Below are 18,592 nucleotides of genomic sequence, written 5' to 3'. Positions count from 1 at the left end.
GGTGTGGCTTTCCAGCTCCCATGGTCATAATGTGTCATGCTAGTTGACAAATCTTTCATAGCGATTCAGGATCCCCGCTCAAATCCATGGTCTCCAAGGGCACGATTCGGGTATGGTGTCGGATCTTGTAGCCCAGGTAAAGGGCAAGCACCAGAGGCACGCTGATGTAGGTGACGCCGATCTCCTGCCAGTTCCAGTTGACGAAGGCCTCGATGTTTTGCCCGCCGATGACGACGACGCAAAGGATCAGAGCCAGGATTGGCCCCAGGGGGAAGAGCTTGGCATGGTAGCGCAGCTCCTCAACCCGGTGGCCCTGGACCACCCAGGCGCGGCGGAAGCGGTAGTGGCTCAGGGCGATGCCGATCCAGACGATGAATCCGGTCAGCCCCGAGGCGGCCACCAGCCACATGTAGATCCGCTGACCGAAGATGCTGGCAGCGAAGGTAGCCAGGGAGACCACGAGAGTGGCGACCAGCGAGGCCATGGGGATGCCGTGTCGGGTGGTGTGCCCGAAGAAGGCCGGGGCGTAATGGTCCTTGGCAAGAGCGTAGAGCATTCGGGTGGAGGCGTAGACACCTGAGTTGGCAGATGAGAGGACCGAGGTCAGGATGATGGCGTTCATGACGCTGGCTGCCGAGGCCAGGCCCGCCCGCTGGAAGACCATGGTGAAGGGTGACATGGCGATGTCCCCTTCGGCGGAGCTGAGCAGATTGGGGCTGGTGTAGGGGATCAGCGCGGCGATGACGAAGATGGACAGAATATAAAAGAGCAGGATCCTCCAGAAGACATCGTTGATGGCCTTGGGGACCGCCTTGCCGGGGTTTTCGGACTCGCCGGCAGTGACGCCAATCAGCTCGGTGCCCTGGAAGGAGAAGCCTGCAATCAGAAAGACGTTGAGAATGGCGGGAAATCCGCCCACGAAGGGGGCGTCCTTGTAGGTGAAATTGCCCAAGCCTATGGCCGGACGGAACATGATTCCGCAGATCATGGCCAGACCGATGACCAGGAAGACGATCACTGTCACCACCTTGATCAGTGCGAGCCAGAACTCGGTCTCGCCAAAGGTGGACACGGTCAGGGCGTTGATCAGGAAGATGACCACCAGGACCAGGAGGCTCCAGACCCAGCCAGGGGTGTGTGGCAGCCAGTATTGGATCAGCAGGGCTGCGGTGGAGATGTCCACAGCCACGGTGATGGCCCAGTTCAGCCAGTAGTTCCATCCCATGGCAAAGCCTAGGGCCGGATCCACATAGCGGGCGTTGTAAGCGGCAAAGGAGCCGGAGATAGGCAGGTGGGTGGCCAGCTCACCCAGGCTGGTCATCAGGAAGTAGACCATGAGACCCATGGCCGCGTAGGCCACCAGTGCGCCTCCCGGCCCGGCCTTGGCGATAGTGGACCCGGAGGTCATGAACAGGCCGGTGCCAATGCAGCCGCCCAGAGCGATCATGGTGACGTGTCGGGTCTTGAGGTTGCGTTGGACCCGGTCGTCGGATGCGGAGGGGTCGTCTTTCTCGCCCTGCCTGGTCGCCATGACTGCTCTTCTCCTCGAACTGATCTGAGAGCCCTATGACGACGGTTCCGGCCAGTTCCGCTCAGGCGGAATCCAGGCAGGTTGCCTGTCTGTGACACTGCACATAGCGCTCCGCAACATCTGGTTGCGACAGTCCCGGACCTGTTCGACCCGGGCCCAACGAGTCGGATGGGCGGATCCGAACCGTTTCGGCCGGACCTCCTTTCACCGGGAGTATGCGACACCGCACTGTCTGATCCCGGTTACTGATAGGTTCGGCGACCTCATCAGTGGTTTTGTAATCACGAGACAGCATAGAGTGATTCTCAGACAAGGCCCAAATGGCTTCTGCTTTTCTGCAATGTCCATGGCCGTGCTGGCAATCCTGGCTGCGCCTATTGACCGCGTAGGATGGGCGTGAATTCGTTAGGAAAGAAGGCAGTGACTGATGAAGGTCGATGATATCAAGGTAATCGGTAATATCGGGGTGGGCACCATGGGGCATGCAACGGCGCTCCAGTTCGCCATGCGGGGGTATCCGGTCCGGTTGGTGGACTCCAGCCGCCAGGCCCTGGACCGGGGGAGGGGACTGATCGAGCATGATCTGGATACCTTCATCGGTGCTGGTCTGATTTCCCAGAATCAGAGGGAGGGCGTGCTGGATCGCATCCAAGAGGACACTGATTACGGCATTCTGGCTGACGCTGACTTTGTTATCGAATCCGTCTTGGAAGACATGGACGTCAAGCACCAGGTTTGGCAGCAGGTGGAGGCCATAGTTGGCGAGCAGACCATTCTGGCCACCAACACCTCAGGACTGGGACCCACTGGAATTGCCTCGGTGCTGCGGCATCCCCAGCGGTTCCTGGTGGCTCACTTCTGGAATCCCGCCCAGCTCATGCCCCTGGTCGAGGTGGTGCCTGCTGCGAACACTGACCAGGGCGTGGTGGATACCACGGTCGAGCTTATGAACCATATCGGCAAGCATGCCGTGGCGCTGTCCACGGAATCGCTCGGGTTCGTAGGCAACCGCATCCAGGCGGCTGTTATTCGAGAGTGCCTGAATATCGTGGAACGGGGCATTGCCACCCCGCAGGCCGTGGATGAGATCGTCACCTACAGCCTGGGCCGACGGTGGAGCATCCTTGGGCCCATCGCCAGCGCTGATCTAGGCGGACTGGATGTATTCGACAATATCTCCAAGTACCTCTACGACGATTTGGACAACCGTCCGGGCGAGGACCCGGTTCTGAAGTCCAAGGTCCAGGCCGGTCAGCTGGGCGCCAAGAGCGGCCAGGGGTTTTATTCATGGCAGGGGGCCGAGAGCCAAGCCATGATCGCCGACCGCGACCAGCGGCTGCTGGAGGCGCTGGTCGCGGACCACAAGAAAGAGAAAGACCGCTGAGTTCTCCCGCTTATATCATTGGCGCGCTCGCCGCTGGGTCAGTTGGTAGGACACCAGCAGGACGATAAGCCAGATAGGCCCGGCGATGACGGCCACCCGGTAGCTGGATGAGAAGCACATGAGTACCACGATCATGGCCAGGAAGGCCAGGACCGCCCAGGGGGTCACCCGGGCAAAGGGCAGCTTGAAGTGTAGGGCGTTCAGAGCGCTTTCGCCGGTCTTGCCCGCCAGGTCGCCGGGGCCTTCACCGCGGGCAACAGCACGCCGGAAGAGCATCTCGGTCACCATGATCATGGACCAATTGATGATGGCCGAGATCGTGGCGATGCTCATCAGGTAGTTGAAGGCGAACTGGGGCCAGAGGAAGACCACGACCACCGCCAGGGCGATGATGCAGGCCGAGGTCAGCACTCCTGCGTAGGGCACGCCGCCCTTGGACAGCCGTCCCAGGTACTTGGGGGCATTGCCCTGCCGGGCCAGGGAGAAGAGCATGCGGGAGTTGGAGTAGAGGGCCGAGTTGTAGACGCTCATGACTGCGGTCAGGCAGACGAAGTTGAGGATGCCTGCGGCCGCGTGGACTCCCACCGAGTCGAAAATCTGGACGAAGGGGCTGACGACCATGCCCTGGGCATTGGGCTTGCCGATGGCGTTCCAGGGAACCACGGCCATGATCACTCCAAGCGTCAGGATGTAGAAGACCAGGATCCTCCAAATGATGGCGTTGGTGGCCTTGGGGATGGTCCGACGGGGATCCGAGGCTTCTCCGGCGGTGATGCCGATGAGTTCCGTGCCGCCGAAGCTGAACATGACCACAGCCAGCGACATAAGCAGACCGGTCCACTGGCCGTTGGCGCCATGACGCATCAGTCCATTGGGCAGGAATCCGCCGCCCACGGTGAACCAGTTGGCAAAGGAGGCCCGCAGTCCGTTGGCCGTGGGCAGGGCCATGACCACGACGGCCAGTCCGCCGATGATCATGGCCACGATGGCTGCGATCTTGATGATGGCGAACCAGAACTCAAACTCGCCAAATTTGCTGACGCCCATCAGATTGGCTGCCGTGATGACCACCAGGAAGAAGGCCGCAGATACCCAGGCGGGTATTGCCGGGAACCAGAAGTTGACGAAGGTGCCCACTACGGAGAGTTCGACCATGGATACAAGCACGTAGTTCATCCAGTAGTTCCACCCTGAAACGAACCCTGCCCGTTTGGACCAGTAGCGGGTGGCGTAGTAGCTGAAAGCGCCGGACTTGGGGTCTTCCACGCTCATTTCGCTCATGGCCCTGACGATCATGAAGATGGCTAGACCGCCTATCAGATAGGCGATGATGATGGCCGGCCCTGCCAATGAGATGGATTCCCCGGACCCGTAGAAGAGTCCCGTTCCGATGGCGCCGCCCAGCGAGATGAGCTGGATATGCCTGTTCTTCAGGGTTTTGCGCAGGTCCTTGCCCTGCGACTCCTTGGGTTGATCCATGGGGATGTCATTCCTTAGATGGTGATGGTTGTCAACTGGATACCGCCGGCTGACAGGCCCAACCCTATCGAAGCCGACCCGCGCAGGATGACCAGGCCTTTGCATTGTGGAATATAGGCGTCCGCCATATGAGACGTTCAATTCACCAAATCGTGACCGCTGGGTCCTACCATGGGCGTCGGTGCCTGCCGCCTGCTCCCGGTTATCGACACCTCTGTGGTATTGCTGTCCTACCGGCCTCGACAGGATGTCCCTTCTTGGACGGCGATGATTAATGGGTTGTGAAGACAAGGAGGTGCAGTCGCATGAACCGTACGGGCAATGGCCCTTTGGCGCAACAGAATCAAGGTGACAGCGCCTCGGCAGGCGACGGTATGGAACGCGGTCTGAGCAACCGTCATGTGCAGTTCATCGCCATCGGCGGCACCATCGGCACCGGGCTCTTCCTGGGGTCGGGCAAGTCCATAGCCCTGACCGGTCCCTCCATCATTCTGGTCTACATCGGCGTGGGGCTGATCATGTACCTGCTCATGCGGGCCATTGGCGAGCTCATGTATCGCAGCCCCGTCCAGCACACCTTCATCGCCTTCATCAGCCGCTACCTGGGCCAGGGGTGGGGGTCCTTCGCCGGCTGGTCCTACTGGATCGTGCTCATCCTGATCGGCATGTCCGAGCTGACTGCCGTGGGCACCTACTTCGTCACCTTCTTCGGCACCTTCGGCATTGATCTGAGCGCCTGGCGGGGTCTGATTGAGTTCTGCTTCCTGACGGCCATGGTGTGCATCAATCTGATTGCCGTGAGGGTTTTCGGGGAGACCGAGTTCTGGTTCTCCATGATCAAGATCACCCTGATTCTGGCCATGATCGTCACGGCTGTGGTCATGGTCATCACAGGCTTCCACTATCCGGCCGTCCACATGCCGGGACAGGACCGGATCAGCCCGGCTGGGCATGCCGGCCTGGACAACATCACCAGCGGTCTGAGCCTGGCGCCCAACGGGTGGATGGCCTTCTTCATGAGCTTCCAGATGGTCTTCTTCGCCTACGAGATGATCGAATTCGTAGGGGTGACCGTATCCGAGACGCAGAATCCCCGCAAGGTCCTGCCCAAGGCCATCAATCAGATCATCCTGCGCGTACTGATTTTCTACGTGGGTGCCCTGGTCGCCATCATGCTGATCGTGCCCTGGCGCTCCTTCCGCCCCAACGCCGACGGCAGCTTCACCTCGCCATTCGTCATGGTCTTTCGTTACGCGGGGGTGGACTGGGCGGCCGCATTGGTCTTCTTCGTGGTCATCACGGCAGCCAGCTCCTCGCTGAATTCCCTGCTCTATTCCGCCGGCCGCAACCTCTTCCAGTTGGCCGCCGCCGGCCGCTCTCCTGTGATGCGCAGCCTTCATACGATTTCACGCCGCGGCAAGGTGCCTGCCCGGGCCATCATCCTGTCCGGAGTGCTGATCCTCTTATCTCCGGTGTTGCATATGCTGCCCGGCTTCGAGAACACCTTCGTCCTGTTCACCTCCTGCTCCAGCGCGGTCATCATCTTCATCTACATTCTGACCCTGCTTGCTCACCGCCGCTACCGGACCAGCCCGGACTTCATGCCTGATGGGTTCATCATGCCGGCCTACCGGGTGACTGGAGCCATTGCCATCGCCTTCTTCGTCCTGATCTACCTCTCGCTCTTCCTGGCTCCCGACACCCGGTATCCAGCCATACTGGGATTGGTCTGGCTGCTGGTATTCGGCGGCATCTGCCTGTGGAAGCATAAGGGTGAGCCGTTGTCGGTCGACTGACCTTCTGCGAGCGCGGGCGCATTATATGGCCTTAAAGGGCTATAAACAAGTCTGTTTTTCCGTTTGTGCTTGGGCTAGATTGATTTTCGGTAGCTGTCAAATCGGCCTTCGTTTCTCGTGGGTTCGATAACGAGGGATTGACGAAGGAGATCATCGCCCATGGTTGCACAGGTCGGCAGGACGCGAGTGGCCAGGACCGCTGGTTCCCTGCTCTCATACCTGCTGTTGGCCCTGATACTCCTGGTTCTGCAAACCCCGCAGTCGGCCATGGCGGCGAGCGCGGCCACGGATTATGACAGCTGGACCCAGGTGGCTGACTCCGTATCCCATCAGCTGGACCGAGGGTGTGAGGACTATGGCCATGGAGATCGCGCCGGGGCCGCCTCGCAATTCATGGGAGCCTACAACGTGGGTTATGTGGGCTCTGGGTTCGTTTCGGTCGTGGAGTCGACCTTAGGGCAGGATAAGCGCAACGGTCTGGACGGGCAGTTCCAGGCCCTGCAGAACCAGGCCTACGCTCCGGATAACGGGCAGGCCCTGACCCAGGGCAGTGAAAAGCTCAAGGCCGATCTGGCTGCTGCGGCCACCCAGCTGGATGCCACCCAAGGGCTGGCCAATCCCCGTGCCTATGCCAGGGCTCAGCAGGAGCAGATCAAGGCGGACCGTCGAAGGCTGGACGCAGCCAAGAAGCATCGGAATAACGGCAAGGGCGATCGGACCTGGACTCAGGTGGCCCACGAGATGACGCCCATCCTGGATCAGGCGCTCGCCGAGGCATCCAAGGGACAGGGCCAGGCGGGGTCCGACCTGGTCAACAAGGCTTATTACCAGTATTACGAAAAGCTGGGCTTCGAGAAGAACGTCATGAATGCCATCAGCGGCAACAGGGTCTCCCAGGTCGAGTACCAGTTCAAGGAGACCCGGATGGCCATGGTGGCGGGCAAGCCGGCCAAGACCCTGGTGAACGACCTGAAGAGCATGCTGGTCGAGGACGCAGCCATTCTGGACGGAGGCGCCGCAGACCAGGTCAACGGGTGGACGTCCTTCCTGACCTCCGCCTTCGGACAGGCTTTTGTGGTCCTGTTGCGGGAGGGGTTGGAGGCCATCCTGGTGGTGGCCGCCATCATTGCCTACCTGGTCAAGTCCGGCCATAAAGACAAGGTTCGGCACATCTACTGGGGCATTGCAGCGGGCCTCGTAGCCAGCGGGCTGGTGGCCCTGCTCTTCACCCTGCTCTTCAATGGGAACGGCCCCGAACAGGAGATTCTGGAGGGCGTGGTGGCTCTGGTGGCCATGCTCATGTTGCTCTACACCAGCAACTGGATGCTGTCCAAGTCCTCTGTGGAATCCTGGAACCACTACATTCAAAGCCGGACAGTGGCGGCCATCTCGAATGGCAGCGTTATCTCCCTGGCCCTGCTCTCCTTCCTGGCGGTCTTCCGGGAGGGTGCCGAGACGGTCATGTTCTACCAGGCCATTTTCGCCATGGCTCCCGGTGGCAGACGGGAGATTTGGACTGGTTTTGCGGCTGCCGCCGTGGTCCTGGTCATTGTCTTCGTGCTCATCCGCTTCACCTCGGTCAAAATTCCTATCCGGCCCTTCTTCATCATCACCAGCCTGCTCATGGCTGTCATGGTGGTCATCTTTGCCGGGGGTGGCGTCCATGCTTTGATCGAGGGCGACCTGGTGCCGGCCACCTATCTGCCTGGTGTGCCCACCAGCGACTGGATAGGGCTGTATCCCTACACGCAGACCATCGGCGCCCAGATTCTGGCGGCCCTGGTCGTGGTCGTGCTGGCAATTGTGTCGACCCACCGCCTGCACAAGCAGGAGCAGGCGCAGTCGAATCAGGACTCCGGCGGGTCGCCGTCGGCAACCGTCCATCAGACGGAAGCCGAGCAGGCCGCCGAAGGGGCTGTGCCCTCTGAGGTCACGGCATCCATGCAAACACCAAAGAGCGAAGGACAATCATGAAGAAGAGACAACTGACCGCCCTGGTCGCGCTGGTGCTCTCAGGCACCTTGGCCCTGGCCGGGTGCGGCTCCAGCGGGTCAGGCACCCGTGAGGCCCAAGCGCCTGAGGCCTCCGGTGCCTCCCAGTCCTCGGCGGGCAAGGGGGCCGGGTTCGAGGAGATCCCCATTCCGCCCGACGATCAGCAGAAGGGTCCCCTGAACATTGGCACGGTCTTCTTCCAGCCCATCGACATGGAGCCCGCATCCATGGGTCTGAAGGCAGCCGATGCCAGCCTGCACCTGGAGGCTGATATCCATGCCCTGCCCAACAACAACCTGGGCTATGCCAAAGGTGAGTTCGTTCCGGATCTGACCGTCAACTACACCATCCAGAACAAGGATGACCCCAACGACAAGCAGTCCGGCACCTTCATGCAGATGAACGCCTCGGACGGCCCGCATTACGGAGCCAACATCAAGATGGAGAAGGCCGGATCCTACAAGCTGACCTATTCCATCGACTCTCCGGAGAAGAAGGGATGGATGCTGCACGTCGACCCGGAGACCGGCGTGAAGGGACACTTCTGGACCGAGCCTATTGTGGTCAGCTGGGACTGGGACTACACGCCCCACCAGTGGTAAGCTGCTATGCGCCATGCTTGAGCAATTTGTCACGGTCTTGCCAGGGACGCTGGCCCCGGCCCTCCTGGTCATGGTTTTCAGCGTCCTTCTGGGGGTTGGCGAGGGCCGCGATCGGCCCCGCTCCTCCTCCTGGCGACTGATTGGCCTGGGGGTCGGCGTGCTGGGGGCGTTGGTCTTTGCCCTCCTGCGCGCCACCGTGATTATTAACCGCCGGACCATGGTCAACTACCCGACCCTGGTAGCCTGCGTTCTGACCGATCTGGCGGCCATCGTGGTGGTGCTGGTCGCCGACCGGCTGGTCTCAGACTGGCATCGCCGCCCCTGGGCCATGGATCTGGCTAACGGTTTGGCGGCCCTGGCCATAGCGCTGACCACTTTCCGTGCCCTGCCCGATGTCATCCTGCAGCTTACGGCCTTTGTGGAGCCGGGGGAGCCTGTGCTGACCTCGGCCATGCTCCTGCGGGCCCTGGGCTTCCTGCTCGGTCTGGCTGCCGCTGTGACGGTGGCCGCCATTCTGAGGACCATGCATACCTCCTGCCCTCGGATAGCCTTCCGCCTGGCCGCTCTGCTCATGGTGATCCTGCTGCTGGTCCGGCACGCCGTAGCCCTGGTAGCCCTGATGCAGACCACCGGCCTGATTCTTCTGCATGGATGGGCCTTCCGGGTCATGGCCCTGGGATACAACGCCGACCTGATCCTGGTTCTTGCCCAGGTGCTGGTCTTCATCATTCCGGTTCTGGCCTGCCTGGTTGCGGGCTGGCGCATGCCGGTGACTGGAGCTTCCACAGCCGACGACCGTAGCCACCGGGCCTTCCGCCGAAGGGCCCTGGCATCGGCGGTCTGGAGCCTGGTGGCCATGATCGGCGTCACCCTGGCACTGACGGTGGGCACCGCCAAGGCCCACCAGGTGCCCGTGCTCTCGCCTCCTGAGCGGTATTCCCTGACCGCTGATACGGCTACCATTCGTTTCTCCCAGGTGGAGGATGGCCACCTGCATCGATTCAGCTACCGGGCCAAGGACGGCACTGAGATGCGCTTCATCATCATCCGCAAGAATGGTGCAGCCTATGGGGTCGGGCTGGATGCCTGCGAGAACTGCGGGGATGCGGGCTATTACGAAAAAGACGGCAAGATCATCTGCAAGAAGTGCGACGTGGCCATCAACCTGGCCACCATCGGGTTCAAGGGCGGCTGCAATCCCGTACCCCTGCCATACAAAACCGGCCGGGGCGCCATACTGATCAGCACCGCCGACCTGGATGCCCTGTCCTCACACTTCAAGAGCTGAAAAAGGGAAGGAGCGGTTGGTATGTTCTTCATGCGAATGATGCTGCGGTCATTCAGCCGCCAGTTCGGGCGAAGAATGCTCATCGCCGTCACGGTTTGCCTATCGGCCTGCGTGGCTACGGCCATGCTGGGGGTGGTCTTCGACGTAGGTGACAAGCTCAACGCGGAACTGTCAACCTATGGATCCAACATCACGGTCCAGGCCAAGGCGGATGCCGTGGTCTCCGACCTCTACGGCGACCAGGAGGGCGGCCCCTCAGGTGACGAGTCAACGCCGACCGCCTTCCTCAAGGAGTCCCAGGTGCCCAAGATCAAGACCATCTTCTGGGCCTACAACATCACCGACTTCGCCCCCCGCCTGGACCTTCGTGGCACTGTGGACCAGGTCAGCGCCCCTCTGGTGGGCACCTGGTTCGGCCGGACCGTCAAGGTGGACAGCGGTGAGAGCAGCACTGCGGGTCTGAAAGGTCTTCGACCCTGGTGGAAGGTTCAAGGACGCTGGCCCAAGGACGAGGCTGGGTCCGGCGGCAGGACCGAGGCCATGATGGGCAAAGAGCTGGCTGCACGACTGGGCGGCCGTCAGGTTGGCGACCAGGTCAAGGTGGGTCTGGATGGTAAACAGCAGACTGTCACCGTTGTGGGCATCTTCGACTCCGGTGATGCTGATGCCGCCTCCCTCTACCTGCCCACTCGGCCGTTGCAGGAGATGTCCGGCCTGACCGATCAGATCGACCAGGTGGAGGTCAAGGCTCTGACCACGCCAGAGAACGACCTGGCCCGAAAGGCCGCACGAAACCCTGCTGCCCTTTCCCAGGACGAATGGGAGACCTGGTACTGCACGGCCTACCCCTCATCCATCGCCTACCAGATCGAGGAGGCCATCCCCGGGTCCATGGCCAAGCAGGTCAGGCAGGTGGCGGCACTGCAGGGCGACGTTCTGCAGAAGACCCAGGCGGTCATGATCCTGATGACCGTGCTCAGCCTATTGGCGGCAGCCATCGCCGTTGCCAACCTGATGGCATCCTCCATATCCGAGCGGTCCTCGGAGTTCGCCCTGCTCAAGGCTCTGGGCGCCACTGACGGGGCCGTGTCCAGACTGGTGCTGGCCGAGACGGCCCTGATTGCCCTGGCCGGGGCTCTGGTCGGCGCTCTGATGGGCTCCGGAGTGGCTCAGATCGTGGGCAGGGTGGTCTTCGGCTCAGGCATCACCATGCGGCCCATGGTTTTCGTGCTGGTTTTCGTGCTGCTGGCCCTGACCGTGCTGCTGGCATCCATCTCGTCCATCAGATCCATTCTGCGGCTTCGGCCGGCGGAGGTGCTTCATGGCCGCTGATCGCCATAAGAGCCATATGACCAATACCCGCATGTTCCTGACCATGCTCTTCGGGGCCGTCTTCCGTCGTCGAGGCAGGGCACTGATGGCGGTGGTGGCCTCCCTGGTGGGGGCGGCCACACTCTTCTGCCTGGCGGCGGTCTGCATCGAGGCCCCTAGACAGATCAACCAGGAGATGCGTTCCTACGGGGCCAATTTGATCGTCTCGCCCATTCAGGGGGGCAATCGGTCCGGATCCGGCATTGAACAGGGCATGGTGGACCACACCACCCATATGGTGACCGTCAAGGCTCCGGCAAGGTACGCCACCTATCGATATGAGACAGTGCAGGTCAATGCTGGGGCCCGCGTGATGGCTGGCATCCACCCTGACCAGGTGCGTCAGCTCAACCGCCACTGGAGCGTGGAGGGTTCCTGGCCGCAGCCCGGTTCAGTCATGGTGGGGCGGGATCTGGCAGATTCGCTGGGGCTGACCACCGGCAAGCAGATAACTATTGGTTATCCCGCTGGAAAGGTCACAGCCACGGGCAAGGCCGGAGGCCAGGGTCGTGACTTTCGTGTTGGAGGCATTGTCGATACTGGCGGTTCTGAAGATCGGATCATTTACGCCGACCTGGCTGACCTGGAGCTCTTGACCGGGGCCAAGCGGGGAACCGATGTCATCGAATACTCGGTCAACACCATGACCTCGGGGCTAAAGACCATTGCCGCAGGCATCAACGACATGACCTCCATGGGGGTCAAGGCCCGGCCGGTCACCAGGATCACATCGGGCGACAGCCATACCATCGCCATGCTCCAGTCGCTCTTCTGGCTGGTTTCGGTGGTGGTGCTGGTCCTGACCTTTGTGGGCGTGGGGACCACCATGGCCTCCATCGTCTCCCAGCGGCGCAGCGAGATCGGCCTGCGCAAGGCCCTGGGCGCTTCCTCGCGGGGGATAGCTATGGAGTTTCTGGCGGAATCGGCCTGCTACGGATTGGCAGGAGGCCTGATCGGCACGGCCCTGGGCTATGGCTTCGCTCGGCTGCTCTGCCTGTCCGTCTTCCAGCGGCCGCTGGGCTTCAACTGGTGGCTGGCTCTGGGCACAGTTCTGCTGAGCGTGGCCATATCCATGATCGCATCCATCCGGCCGGTCCTCCGGGCTTCGCGTATCGACCCGGCCCTGGTTTTGAGGGAGGAATGACAATGACGCAGGCAAAGGCGAGCGAGTCCCAGTCGGGCGGCGGCATGCTGCTGGACTTGGACCATGTATCCAAGATCTACGGCGATCTGTATGCCTTGGACGACCTGAATCTGAGCGTTCCACAAGGTCAGTGGCTGGCCGTGGTGGGGTCATCCGGCTCAGGCAAGACCACGCTGATGAACATTCTGGGTTGCATGGACACCCCCAGCCGGGGCTCGGTCCGTCTGCAGGGACGGCCGTTGGAGGATCTGAGCCAGTCCCAGCTGGCCGATGTGCGCAAGAACGTGATTGGCTTGGTCTTCCAAAAGTTCTATCTGGTCCCGCATCTGACCGCCTTGGAGAACGTCATGGTGGCCCAGTACTACCACTCGGTGGTGGACGAGGACCAGGCCATGAAGGCTCTGGACCGGGTGGGTCTGGCGGATCGGGCCCGCCACCTGCCCAGTCAGCTTTCGGGTGGCGAGCAGCAGCGGGTCTGCGTGGCCCGGGCGTTGATCAACGAGCCCAAGTTGATTCTGGCTGACGAGCCCACTGGCAACCTGGACGAGGCCAATGAGAGGATTGTGCTGGACCTCTTCAGGCAATTGCATGACCAGGGGACCTCCCTGATTGTGGTCACCCACGATGCCCTGGTGGCCTCCTGCGCCCAGCGGGAGATCATGCTCAACCATGGTGTGCTGGCCGGCGAGCAGTGGAATGATGAGGAGGCCAAGCGGGCCTACCTTGCTGCCGGAGGCCGTCCGGCCTTCAGTGGAGCTCCTGGAGACATCGGGGACCAGGATATTCCAGTGGGCTTCCATGACCCCACTAAGATGGCCAAGACCGGCGGCTCCCTGCCGGGATCGGCCGCTGAATCAGAAGGAGGGCGCTGAGATGGCCACAAGCAAGTCTCGTGGGCTGGCCACGGCTTCGGCAACATTGGTGACTCTGGTGGCGGTCGGCTCGCTCCTAGGCGGTTGCGGAAGCCAGCAGGCCAAGCCCATGGACGACGAGTTCGCCGGATCGGGCACCGAGTCCAGCTCTGCTCCAGAGTCGGGAGCCGGTGCTGCGGGCGAGGGCAACCCCTCGGCCGTCTCCCGCGATGGACTGCCGACTGCTCCAGCTGACACGGGTAACTATCACGACGGCACCTATGCTCTGACGGGCAAGTACGGGCATGATGGGGCTGACAACATCGATGTGGATCTGGACCTGTCGGGAGGCCAGGTGACCCGGGTCCAGGTCCAGGGACATTCGGACTCGCCCATTTCGCGTGGTCATATGGAACGCTTCGCCAAGGCTGTGCCTGGAGTAGTCCAGGGGCGCCCACTCAAGGACCTCAAGGTGGACAAGGTGGCTGGGGCCAGCTGGACCTCGGATGCCTTCAACAAGGCCTTGGATCTGGCTCGGCTGGAAGCTTCGGCGGACAGGTCTTCCTGAGAACCGGGCCGTACGGGTGGCAGAAACAAAAAGGGGCGAGGATTTGATTCCTCGCCCCTTTTCAAGCTTTCTATATTATAGGTCGTGTAGTTATATCGGTCGCCTCAGACCAACTACCGATCCCACCAGGGCCGCAGCGGATAGGTGTCCGTGCCGGTTTCAGGATCAGGCTTGATGCACTGGAACTGGTGTATCTGAATGTTGTCGAGCTCGAAGTTGAGCCGCGCGCCGGCCATGTACAGACCCCAGAGACGCGCCTTGGGCTCGCCCACCATGGGCTTGGCCTGGCCCCAATGCTCCTGGAGGTTCTCGGTCCAGTGCTTGAGGGTCAGCGCATAGTGCTGACGCAGGTTCTCCTGGGTGATGACCTCGAAGCCGGTGTCCTGGATGGCCAGTTCGATCTCGGCCGGGCTGGCCAGCTCACCGTCGGGGAAGATGTAGCGGTCGATGAATCCGCCGGCCCGCTTGTGGTCGTGGGAGTTGGTGCGGGTGATCTGATGGTTGAGCAGGATGCCGCCCGGACGCAGCTTGTCCATCATCTCCTTGAAGTAGGAGGGGTACTGCTTGTAGCCCACATGCTCCATCATGCCGATGGAGCAGATTCCGTCGAAGCCGGACTCGGGCACGTCGCGGTAGTCCATCAGCCTGACCTCGGCCAGATCCTGCAAGCCCTCCTGGCGGATCCAGTTCTGGGCCCACTCGACCTGCTCCTCAGCCAGGGTCACGCCGATGACGTGAATGCCGCGGCGGGCGGCCGCGATCTCCATGGAGCCCCAGCCGCAACCCACGTCCAGCAGACGGTCACCCGCGTTCAGGTGCATCTTGTCCAGGACCATGTTGAGCTTGTGCCACTGAGCGTCCTCCAGGCTGTCTTCCGCTTTCTCGAAGACGGCGCAGGTGTAGGTCATGGAGGAGCCTAGGAAGAGCCGATAGAAGTCGTTGGACTGGTCGTAATGGTAGCTGACGGTGGCTGCGTCGCCCCGGCGGGTGTGGGGGCGGATGCCTTCGGTCAGTCGCTTGGCCAAGGAAGGTCCCTCAATGGCCGGCGGCTCGGGCACGCGCACTCCGTGCGAGAAGACGGCTCCGGCCGCCCGGGCCAGCTCCATCTTGCTGGGATGCTTGACGAAGTGCTTGAGGCCCATCAGTTCCTTGAGGACCTGGTAGGGGTTGCCCGGCAGCAGCTCGGGAGAATCCAAATCGCCCTGCAGGTAGGCGCGGGCCAGACCCAGGTCATTGGGATTTTCCGTGATGTAATACATAGCACGGGAATTCTTGACTTCCAGATGCAGCGGCGCTTGGTCCTGCCCGAAGACCGACCCGTCGAAGGCGGTCACCTGCACAGGCGCGTCAGGGGTAAGGAAGAGCCCGATCATCTCGGCTACAGTCATCTTGCTTTTGGCCATGAAGCCCCCTTGTGTGACCCGGACATGACCGAACATGGCGGGTCTGGTAGTTAGTGGATACAAGTACTGTCTTCACCCTACCCCTGACACTGGTCCCTATCGGTGTCATGTTCGGGGAATTATTCCGCATGGGAAACCTTGCCTGGGTACAGACTCTTTGGTAAGGCTGAGCATGGAGGCGAGCAGGAAATGGCCAGCAGCGGATCAGCGTCGGTTGGGGCAGATGAGGCCTGGATTCAGGGCACTCTTGCCAGATTGGGGCATTCGCGCTTCCGGGCCGGTTTCTCCCTGTCAGCCAAGGACCGCGCCTACGCCCGCGCCAAGGGCAAGGATACTATCAATCGCCATGCCCATGAGATGCTGGCCAAGCGTGTGGGGCCTGCCCATCCGTTCAAGGATGGCAAGCAGACCCCCTACCGGGGGCATCCGGTTTTCACGGCACAGCATGCCACGGCCACCTGTTGCCGGGGGTGCATCGAGCGCTGGCACCACATTCCGCGAGGCCGGGCTTTGACAGATGCAGAAGTTGATGCCCTGGCCAGGCTGGTCATGGCCTGGATCGAGCGCGACCTGGTCAATCATCCGGCTTGATACTGATGTTGCGACGCTTCTGTCACTAATCGTGGCTATGGATCAGTCCGGAATGATGATGTTGATGAAGCGTTTCCATTCATCAACAAAATCCATGGTTTTACCGCCTGTCAGCCACCGCAGCTGGAGCCCATCCATGGCACTGAGCGTTTGCAGGGCTATTCGATCGGGGTTCTCAAGCCTGTCCCTCTTGGCAACGTAGGCATACTCGTGAAGAACCTTCTGCTCGCGATCGAGAAAGAACTGGTGGGCGGGATGCTTGTCTTCCAGGGATTCGCCTTGAAGGACGATATAGAGACTGACCAATTGCGGTCGGGAGACGTTCGCTTCCACAGTTGCAGTGGTCAGGGTCTTGAGGCTGAAATCACCGTGGTATCCCAGTCCATCTGAAATATCGGTTTCCTCGCTGACTCCAAGGCGCTTGGCGATGGCTTCGGCGTTGATGCTGTCCGCATATTCCAGAGTTTTGACAAGAAGTTCCTCTTTGGATTTGAAGTAGTACAGAAGCCCTGCCTCAGTCACTCCCTCAGCTTCCGCTACATCACGTATGGTGAACCCCCAGAAGCCGAACTTGGAAATACAAGCGATGGTTGATTTCAGAATGCTTGTTCTGCGTTGGTCGGCCGACATTCGCGGTGACGAGGTAGAACGCTTTCGCCTATTCATTGGTCATCCCTCTGAGAAAGTCGACGTGTACCAACAGCATTGTATCCGTATTCAATGTACTTGATGCAACCACTTATATCAGGATAATCCGTCAACCGGCAATGCATCGTCTGGACAGATCGGGGCCAAGCAGAAAGCCGTTCCGCTTGGTCCCGATCTGTTCTTTCAGCTGGGCTGCCTACGATTATTTGCTGAACCCGGCTGTCAAGCCTGCGACCATCTGTTTGCGGCCGAAGATGTAGGCCGTCAGGATCGGCAGCACCGAAATAACCACTGCTGCCAGTATTCCTGGTGTATCTACAGTGAACTGCCCCTGGAAAAGCCAGAGCGACAGGGGTATCACGCGGTTATCTGCAGACTGGGTCAGAATCAACGGGAAGAGGAAACCATTCCAGACATTCAGGCCGTCATAGATAGCCACTGTAATGATTGCGGGCCTGACCATCGGAACAGCGAGTTTCGTCATGGTCATGAACTCGCTGGCCCCGTCCACTGACATGGCTTCGAAAAGAGACTGGGGTATGTCTCTCAGAAAGTTGGTCAATATCATTACCGAGATGGGGATCGCAAAGGCTGCTGACGGCAGGATCAAGGCCCACAAAGTGTCATAGAGGCCGATGCGGATAATGAGGTAATACACCGGGATGATCACGGCCTGCATGGGAATGGCCAGGCCGGTGATGATGAACTTGTAGACCCGTCGGGACCACTTGTCGTTTCTGCGCACGATCATGTAAGCCACCATGAAGGTGACCAGCAGAATTATGGCTACGGTGACGACTGTGACGAAGACCGAATTCCAGATGTATCTGAGGAAATGATTCTGGAAGACTCTTCGATATGCGTCAAAAGTGACATGGCTTGGCAACGAAAGCGGGTTTTGGGAGAACAGGTCGTTCTGATTCCGGACCGACGTTACCAGAATGTAGTAAACGGGCACTACCACGACGGCCAGCCAGATCCAGCCTAGGAGTCCTCCGGCGATGTTGATTTGCTTTCCTTTGATCCTGATCATCAGACTCCCTCCATCTGGCTTTCCATCTTGTCGGAACCCGATAGCTTGTTGAGCAGGAGCGATATGGCAATGCCCATGACGAGGATGATGACCCCCACGACGCTCGCCCCGCCCATGTCATAGCTCTTGAAACCTTTGAGATACATGTCCAGGGGAAGAATGCGGGTGGCATTTCCCGGCCCGCCTGCGGTCATGACATAGACCAGATCGAAATAGGTCAGCGATCCCACAATCATCAGGGTCGAATCGGTGGCAAAGGTATATTTGATCTGCGGCAGGGTGATGGAGAAGAACTGGCGTACAGTCCCTGCTCCGTCCAGCATGGCTGCCTCATACAGGCTTTGGGGTATCTGCCGTACCGCACCCTGATAGAGCAGTGAATGCAATGGTATGAAGCACCAGGAAACCACAACGATCAGGGTCCAGAGGGCGGTGTTGGGATCGCCCAGCCAGTTGTGTGCGAGCCACTTCCACCCCAAAGCCTTCCCAAGGCCGAATTGCGGATCCAGAAGGTTCTTGAAGGCTATGGCGACCGCAGTGGACGAGAAGAGGAGCGGAATGAAGTAGAACACTGACAGGAAGGCCCTGTACCGCTGTTTTCCTGCCATGAAGACACCCAAAAGGATGCAGATGGGAGTTTGCACCAGCCAGCTGACAACAGTGAGTATCACAGTGAGCTTCAGACCGTTGAGCACCAGCGGGTCATGGAGCATTCTGATCCAGTTGCCGATGCCATTCCATGTAACCGCCCCCAGTCCGTCCCAGTTGGTCAGGGACAGAATGACCACACCTACTAGGGGAATTGCCGCGAATAGACCGAACAGCAGCAGGGCCGGCAAGGCGTACCATAATGACGGTCCCTTGTGCAGGGTCTTCTCCGTGCCCCTTTGATGTGTTTTCCTCATAGCGCT

The 18,592-nt window shown here is 60.5% G+C and carries 16 protein-coding genes and 1 riboswitch; of the genes, 10 read left to right on the top strand and 6 right to left on the bottom strand.

Annotated elements, in window-relative coordinates; all coding sequences use genetic code 11:
* Positions 1–55 precede the first annotated feature (55 nt).
* Positions 56–1,531 carry an amino acid permease gene (locus tag H3V09_RS06690; RefSeq protein ID WP_198191188.1) on the bottom strand — a complete coding sequence of 492 codons (1,476 nt, stop codon included), beginning with the start codon at positions 1,529–1,531 and terminating at the stop codon, positions 56–58.
* A gap of 96 nt (positions 1,532–1,627) precedes the next feature.
* Positions 1,628–1,806, bottom strand: a riboswitch (Lysine riboswitch).
* A gap of 152 nt (positions 1,807–1,958) precedes the next feature.
* On the opposite strand from H3V09_RS06690, the gene H3V09_RS06685 reads away from it, so the two are divergent.
* Complete coding sequence (locus H3V09_RS06685) at positions 1,959–2,915, top strand: 3-hydroxyacyl-CoA dehydrogenase family protein (RefSeq protein ID WP_198191189.1); 957 nt, start codon at positions 1,959–1,961, stop codon at positions 2,913–2,915.
* A 15-nt stretch (positions 2,916–2,930) separates the two neighbouring features.
* On the opposite strand, the gene H3V09_RS06680 is transcribed toward H3V09_RS06685, so the two are convergent.
* A complete protein-coding gene (locus H3V09_RS06680) occupies positions 2,931–4,394 on the bottom strand; it encodes an amino acid permease (RefSeq protein WP_198191190.1) in 1,464 nt (487 codons plus the stop codon).
* A 305-nt stretch (positions 4,395–4,699) separates the two neighbouring features.
* On the opposite strand from H3V09_RS06680, the gene H3V09_RS06675 reads away from it, so the two are divergent.
* The 8 genes from H3V09_RS06675 to H3V09_RS06640 all read left to right on the top strand — a co-directional run bounded on the left by H3V09_RS06675 (position 4,700) and on the right by H3V09_RS06640 (position 14,006).
* Positions 4,700–6,190, top strand: a complete 1,491-nt coding sequence (locus tag H3V09_RS06675; RefSeq protein WP_198191191.1) for an amino acid permease — start codon at positions 4,700–4,702, stop codon at positions 6,188–6,190.
* Positions 6,191–6,349: 159 nt separating this feature from the next.
* Entirely contained in the window at positions 6,350–8,164 is a 1,815-nt protein-coding gene (locus tag H3V09_RS06670) for an FTR1 family iron permease (protein WP_198191192.1), read from the top strand.
* Positions 8,161–8,784 carry an iron transporter gene (locus H3V09_RS06665; protein ID WP_110417790.1) on the top strand — a complete coding sequence of 208 codons (624 nt, stop codon included), beginning with the start codon at positions 8,161–8,163 and terminating at the stop codon, positions 8,782–8,784. Before H3V09_RS06670 ends, H3V09_RS06665 begins: the two co-directional genes overlap by 4 nt.
* Before the next feature lie 13 nt (positions 8,785–8,797).
* Entirely contained in the window at positions 8,798–10,072 is a 1,275-nt protein-coding gene (locus tag H3V09_RS06660; protein WP_198191193.1) for a DUF2318 domain-containing protein, read from the top strand.
* A gap of 21 nt (positions 10,073–10,093) precedes the next feature.
* Positions 10,094–11,404: an ABC transporter permease gene (locus H3V09_RS06655; RefSeq protein ID WP_198191194.1), complete on the top strand. Its 1,311-nt coding sequence runs from the start codon at positions 10,094–10,096 to the stop codon at positions 11,402–11,404.
* Positions 11,405–11,420: 16 nt separating this feature from the next.
* Positions 11,421–12,587, top strand: coding sequence for an ABC transporter permease (locus H3V09_RS06650; protein ID WP_198191431.1), 1,167 nt, complete (start codon positions 11,421–11,423; stop codon positions 12,585–12,587).
* Positions 12,588–12,631: 44 nt separating this feature from the next.
* Positions 12,632–13,459, top strand: a complete 828-nt coding sequence (locus H3V09_RS06645; RefSeq protein WP_198191432.1) for an ABC transporter ATP-binding protein — start codon at positions 12,632–12,634, stop codon at positions 13,457–13,459.
* 1 nt (position 13,460) lies between these two features.
* Positions 13,461–14,006: an FMN-binding protein gene (locus H3V09_RS06640; protein ID WP_198191195.1), complete on the top strand. Its 546-nt coding sequence runs from the start codon at positions 13,461–13,463 to the stop codon at positions 14,004–14,006.
* A 113-nt stretch (positions 14,007–14,119) separates the two neighbouring features.
* On the opposite strand, the gene H3V09_RS06635 is transcribed toward H3V09_RS06640, so the two are convergent.
* A complete protein-coding gene (locus H3V09_RS06635; protein ID WP_198191196.1) occupies positions 14,120–15,409 on the bottom strand; it encodes a class I SAM-dependent methyltransferase in 1,290 nt (429 codons plus the stop codon).
* A gap of 189 nt (positions 15,410–15,598) precedes the next feature.
* Here H3V09_RS06635 and H3V09_RS06630 point away from each other — a divergent pair, with 189 nt between their 5' ends.
* Positions 15,599–16,000 carry a DUF4186 domain-containing protein gene (locus H3V09_RS06630; RefSeq protein ID WP_198191197.1) on the top strand — a complete coding sequence of 134 codons (402 nt, stop codon included), beginning with the start codon at positions 15,599–15,601 and terminating at the stop codon, positions 15,998–16,000.
* A 42-nt stretch (positions 16,001–16,042) separates the two neighbouring features.
* Here H3V09_RS06630 and H3V09_RS06625 read toward each other — a convergent pair whose 3' ends face one another.
* The 3 genes from H3V09_RS06625 to H3V09_RS06615 form a co-directional block, all read right to left on the bottom strand.
* Complete coding sequence (locus H3V09_RS06625) at positions 16,043–16,666, bottom strand: TetR/AcrR family transcriptional regulator (RefSeq protein WP_110425968.1); 624 nt, start codon at positions 16,664–16,666, stop codon at positions 16,043–16,045.
* A 184-nt stretch (positions 16,667–16,850) separates the two neighbouring features.
* Entirely contained in the window at positions 16,851–17,681 is an 831-nt protein-coding gene (locus tag H3V09_RS06620; protein ID WP_110425967.1) for a carbohydrate ABC transporter permease, read from the bottom strand.
* Positions 17,681–18,586 carry a carbohydrate ABC transporter permease gene (locus H3V09_RS06615; protein WP_110425966.1) on the bottom strand — a complete coding sequence of 302 codons (906 nt, stop codon included), beginning with the start codon at positions 18,584–18,586 and terminating at the stop codon, positions 17,681–17,683. The genes H3V09_RS06620 and H3V09_RS06615 overlap by 1 nt, the downstream gene beginning before the upstream one ends.
* Positions 18,587–18,592 lie beyond the last annotated feature (6 nt).

It is taken from the genome of Bifidobacterium sp. M0399, from assembly GCF_016100595.1.
Classification (GTDB): domain Bacteria; phylum Actinomycetota; class Actinomycetes; order Actinomycetales; family Bifidobacteriaceae; genus Bombiscardovia; species Bombiscardovia polysaccharolytica.
This window is presented reverse-complemented; position numbering and strand designations above follow the sequence as displayed.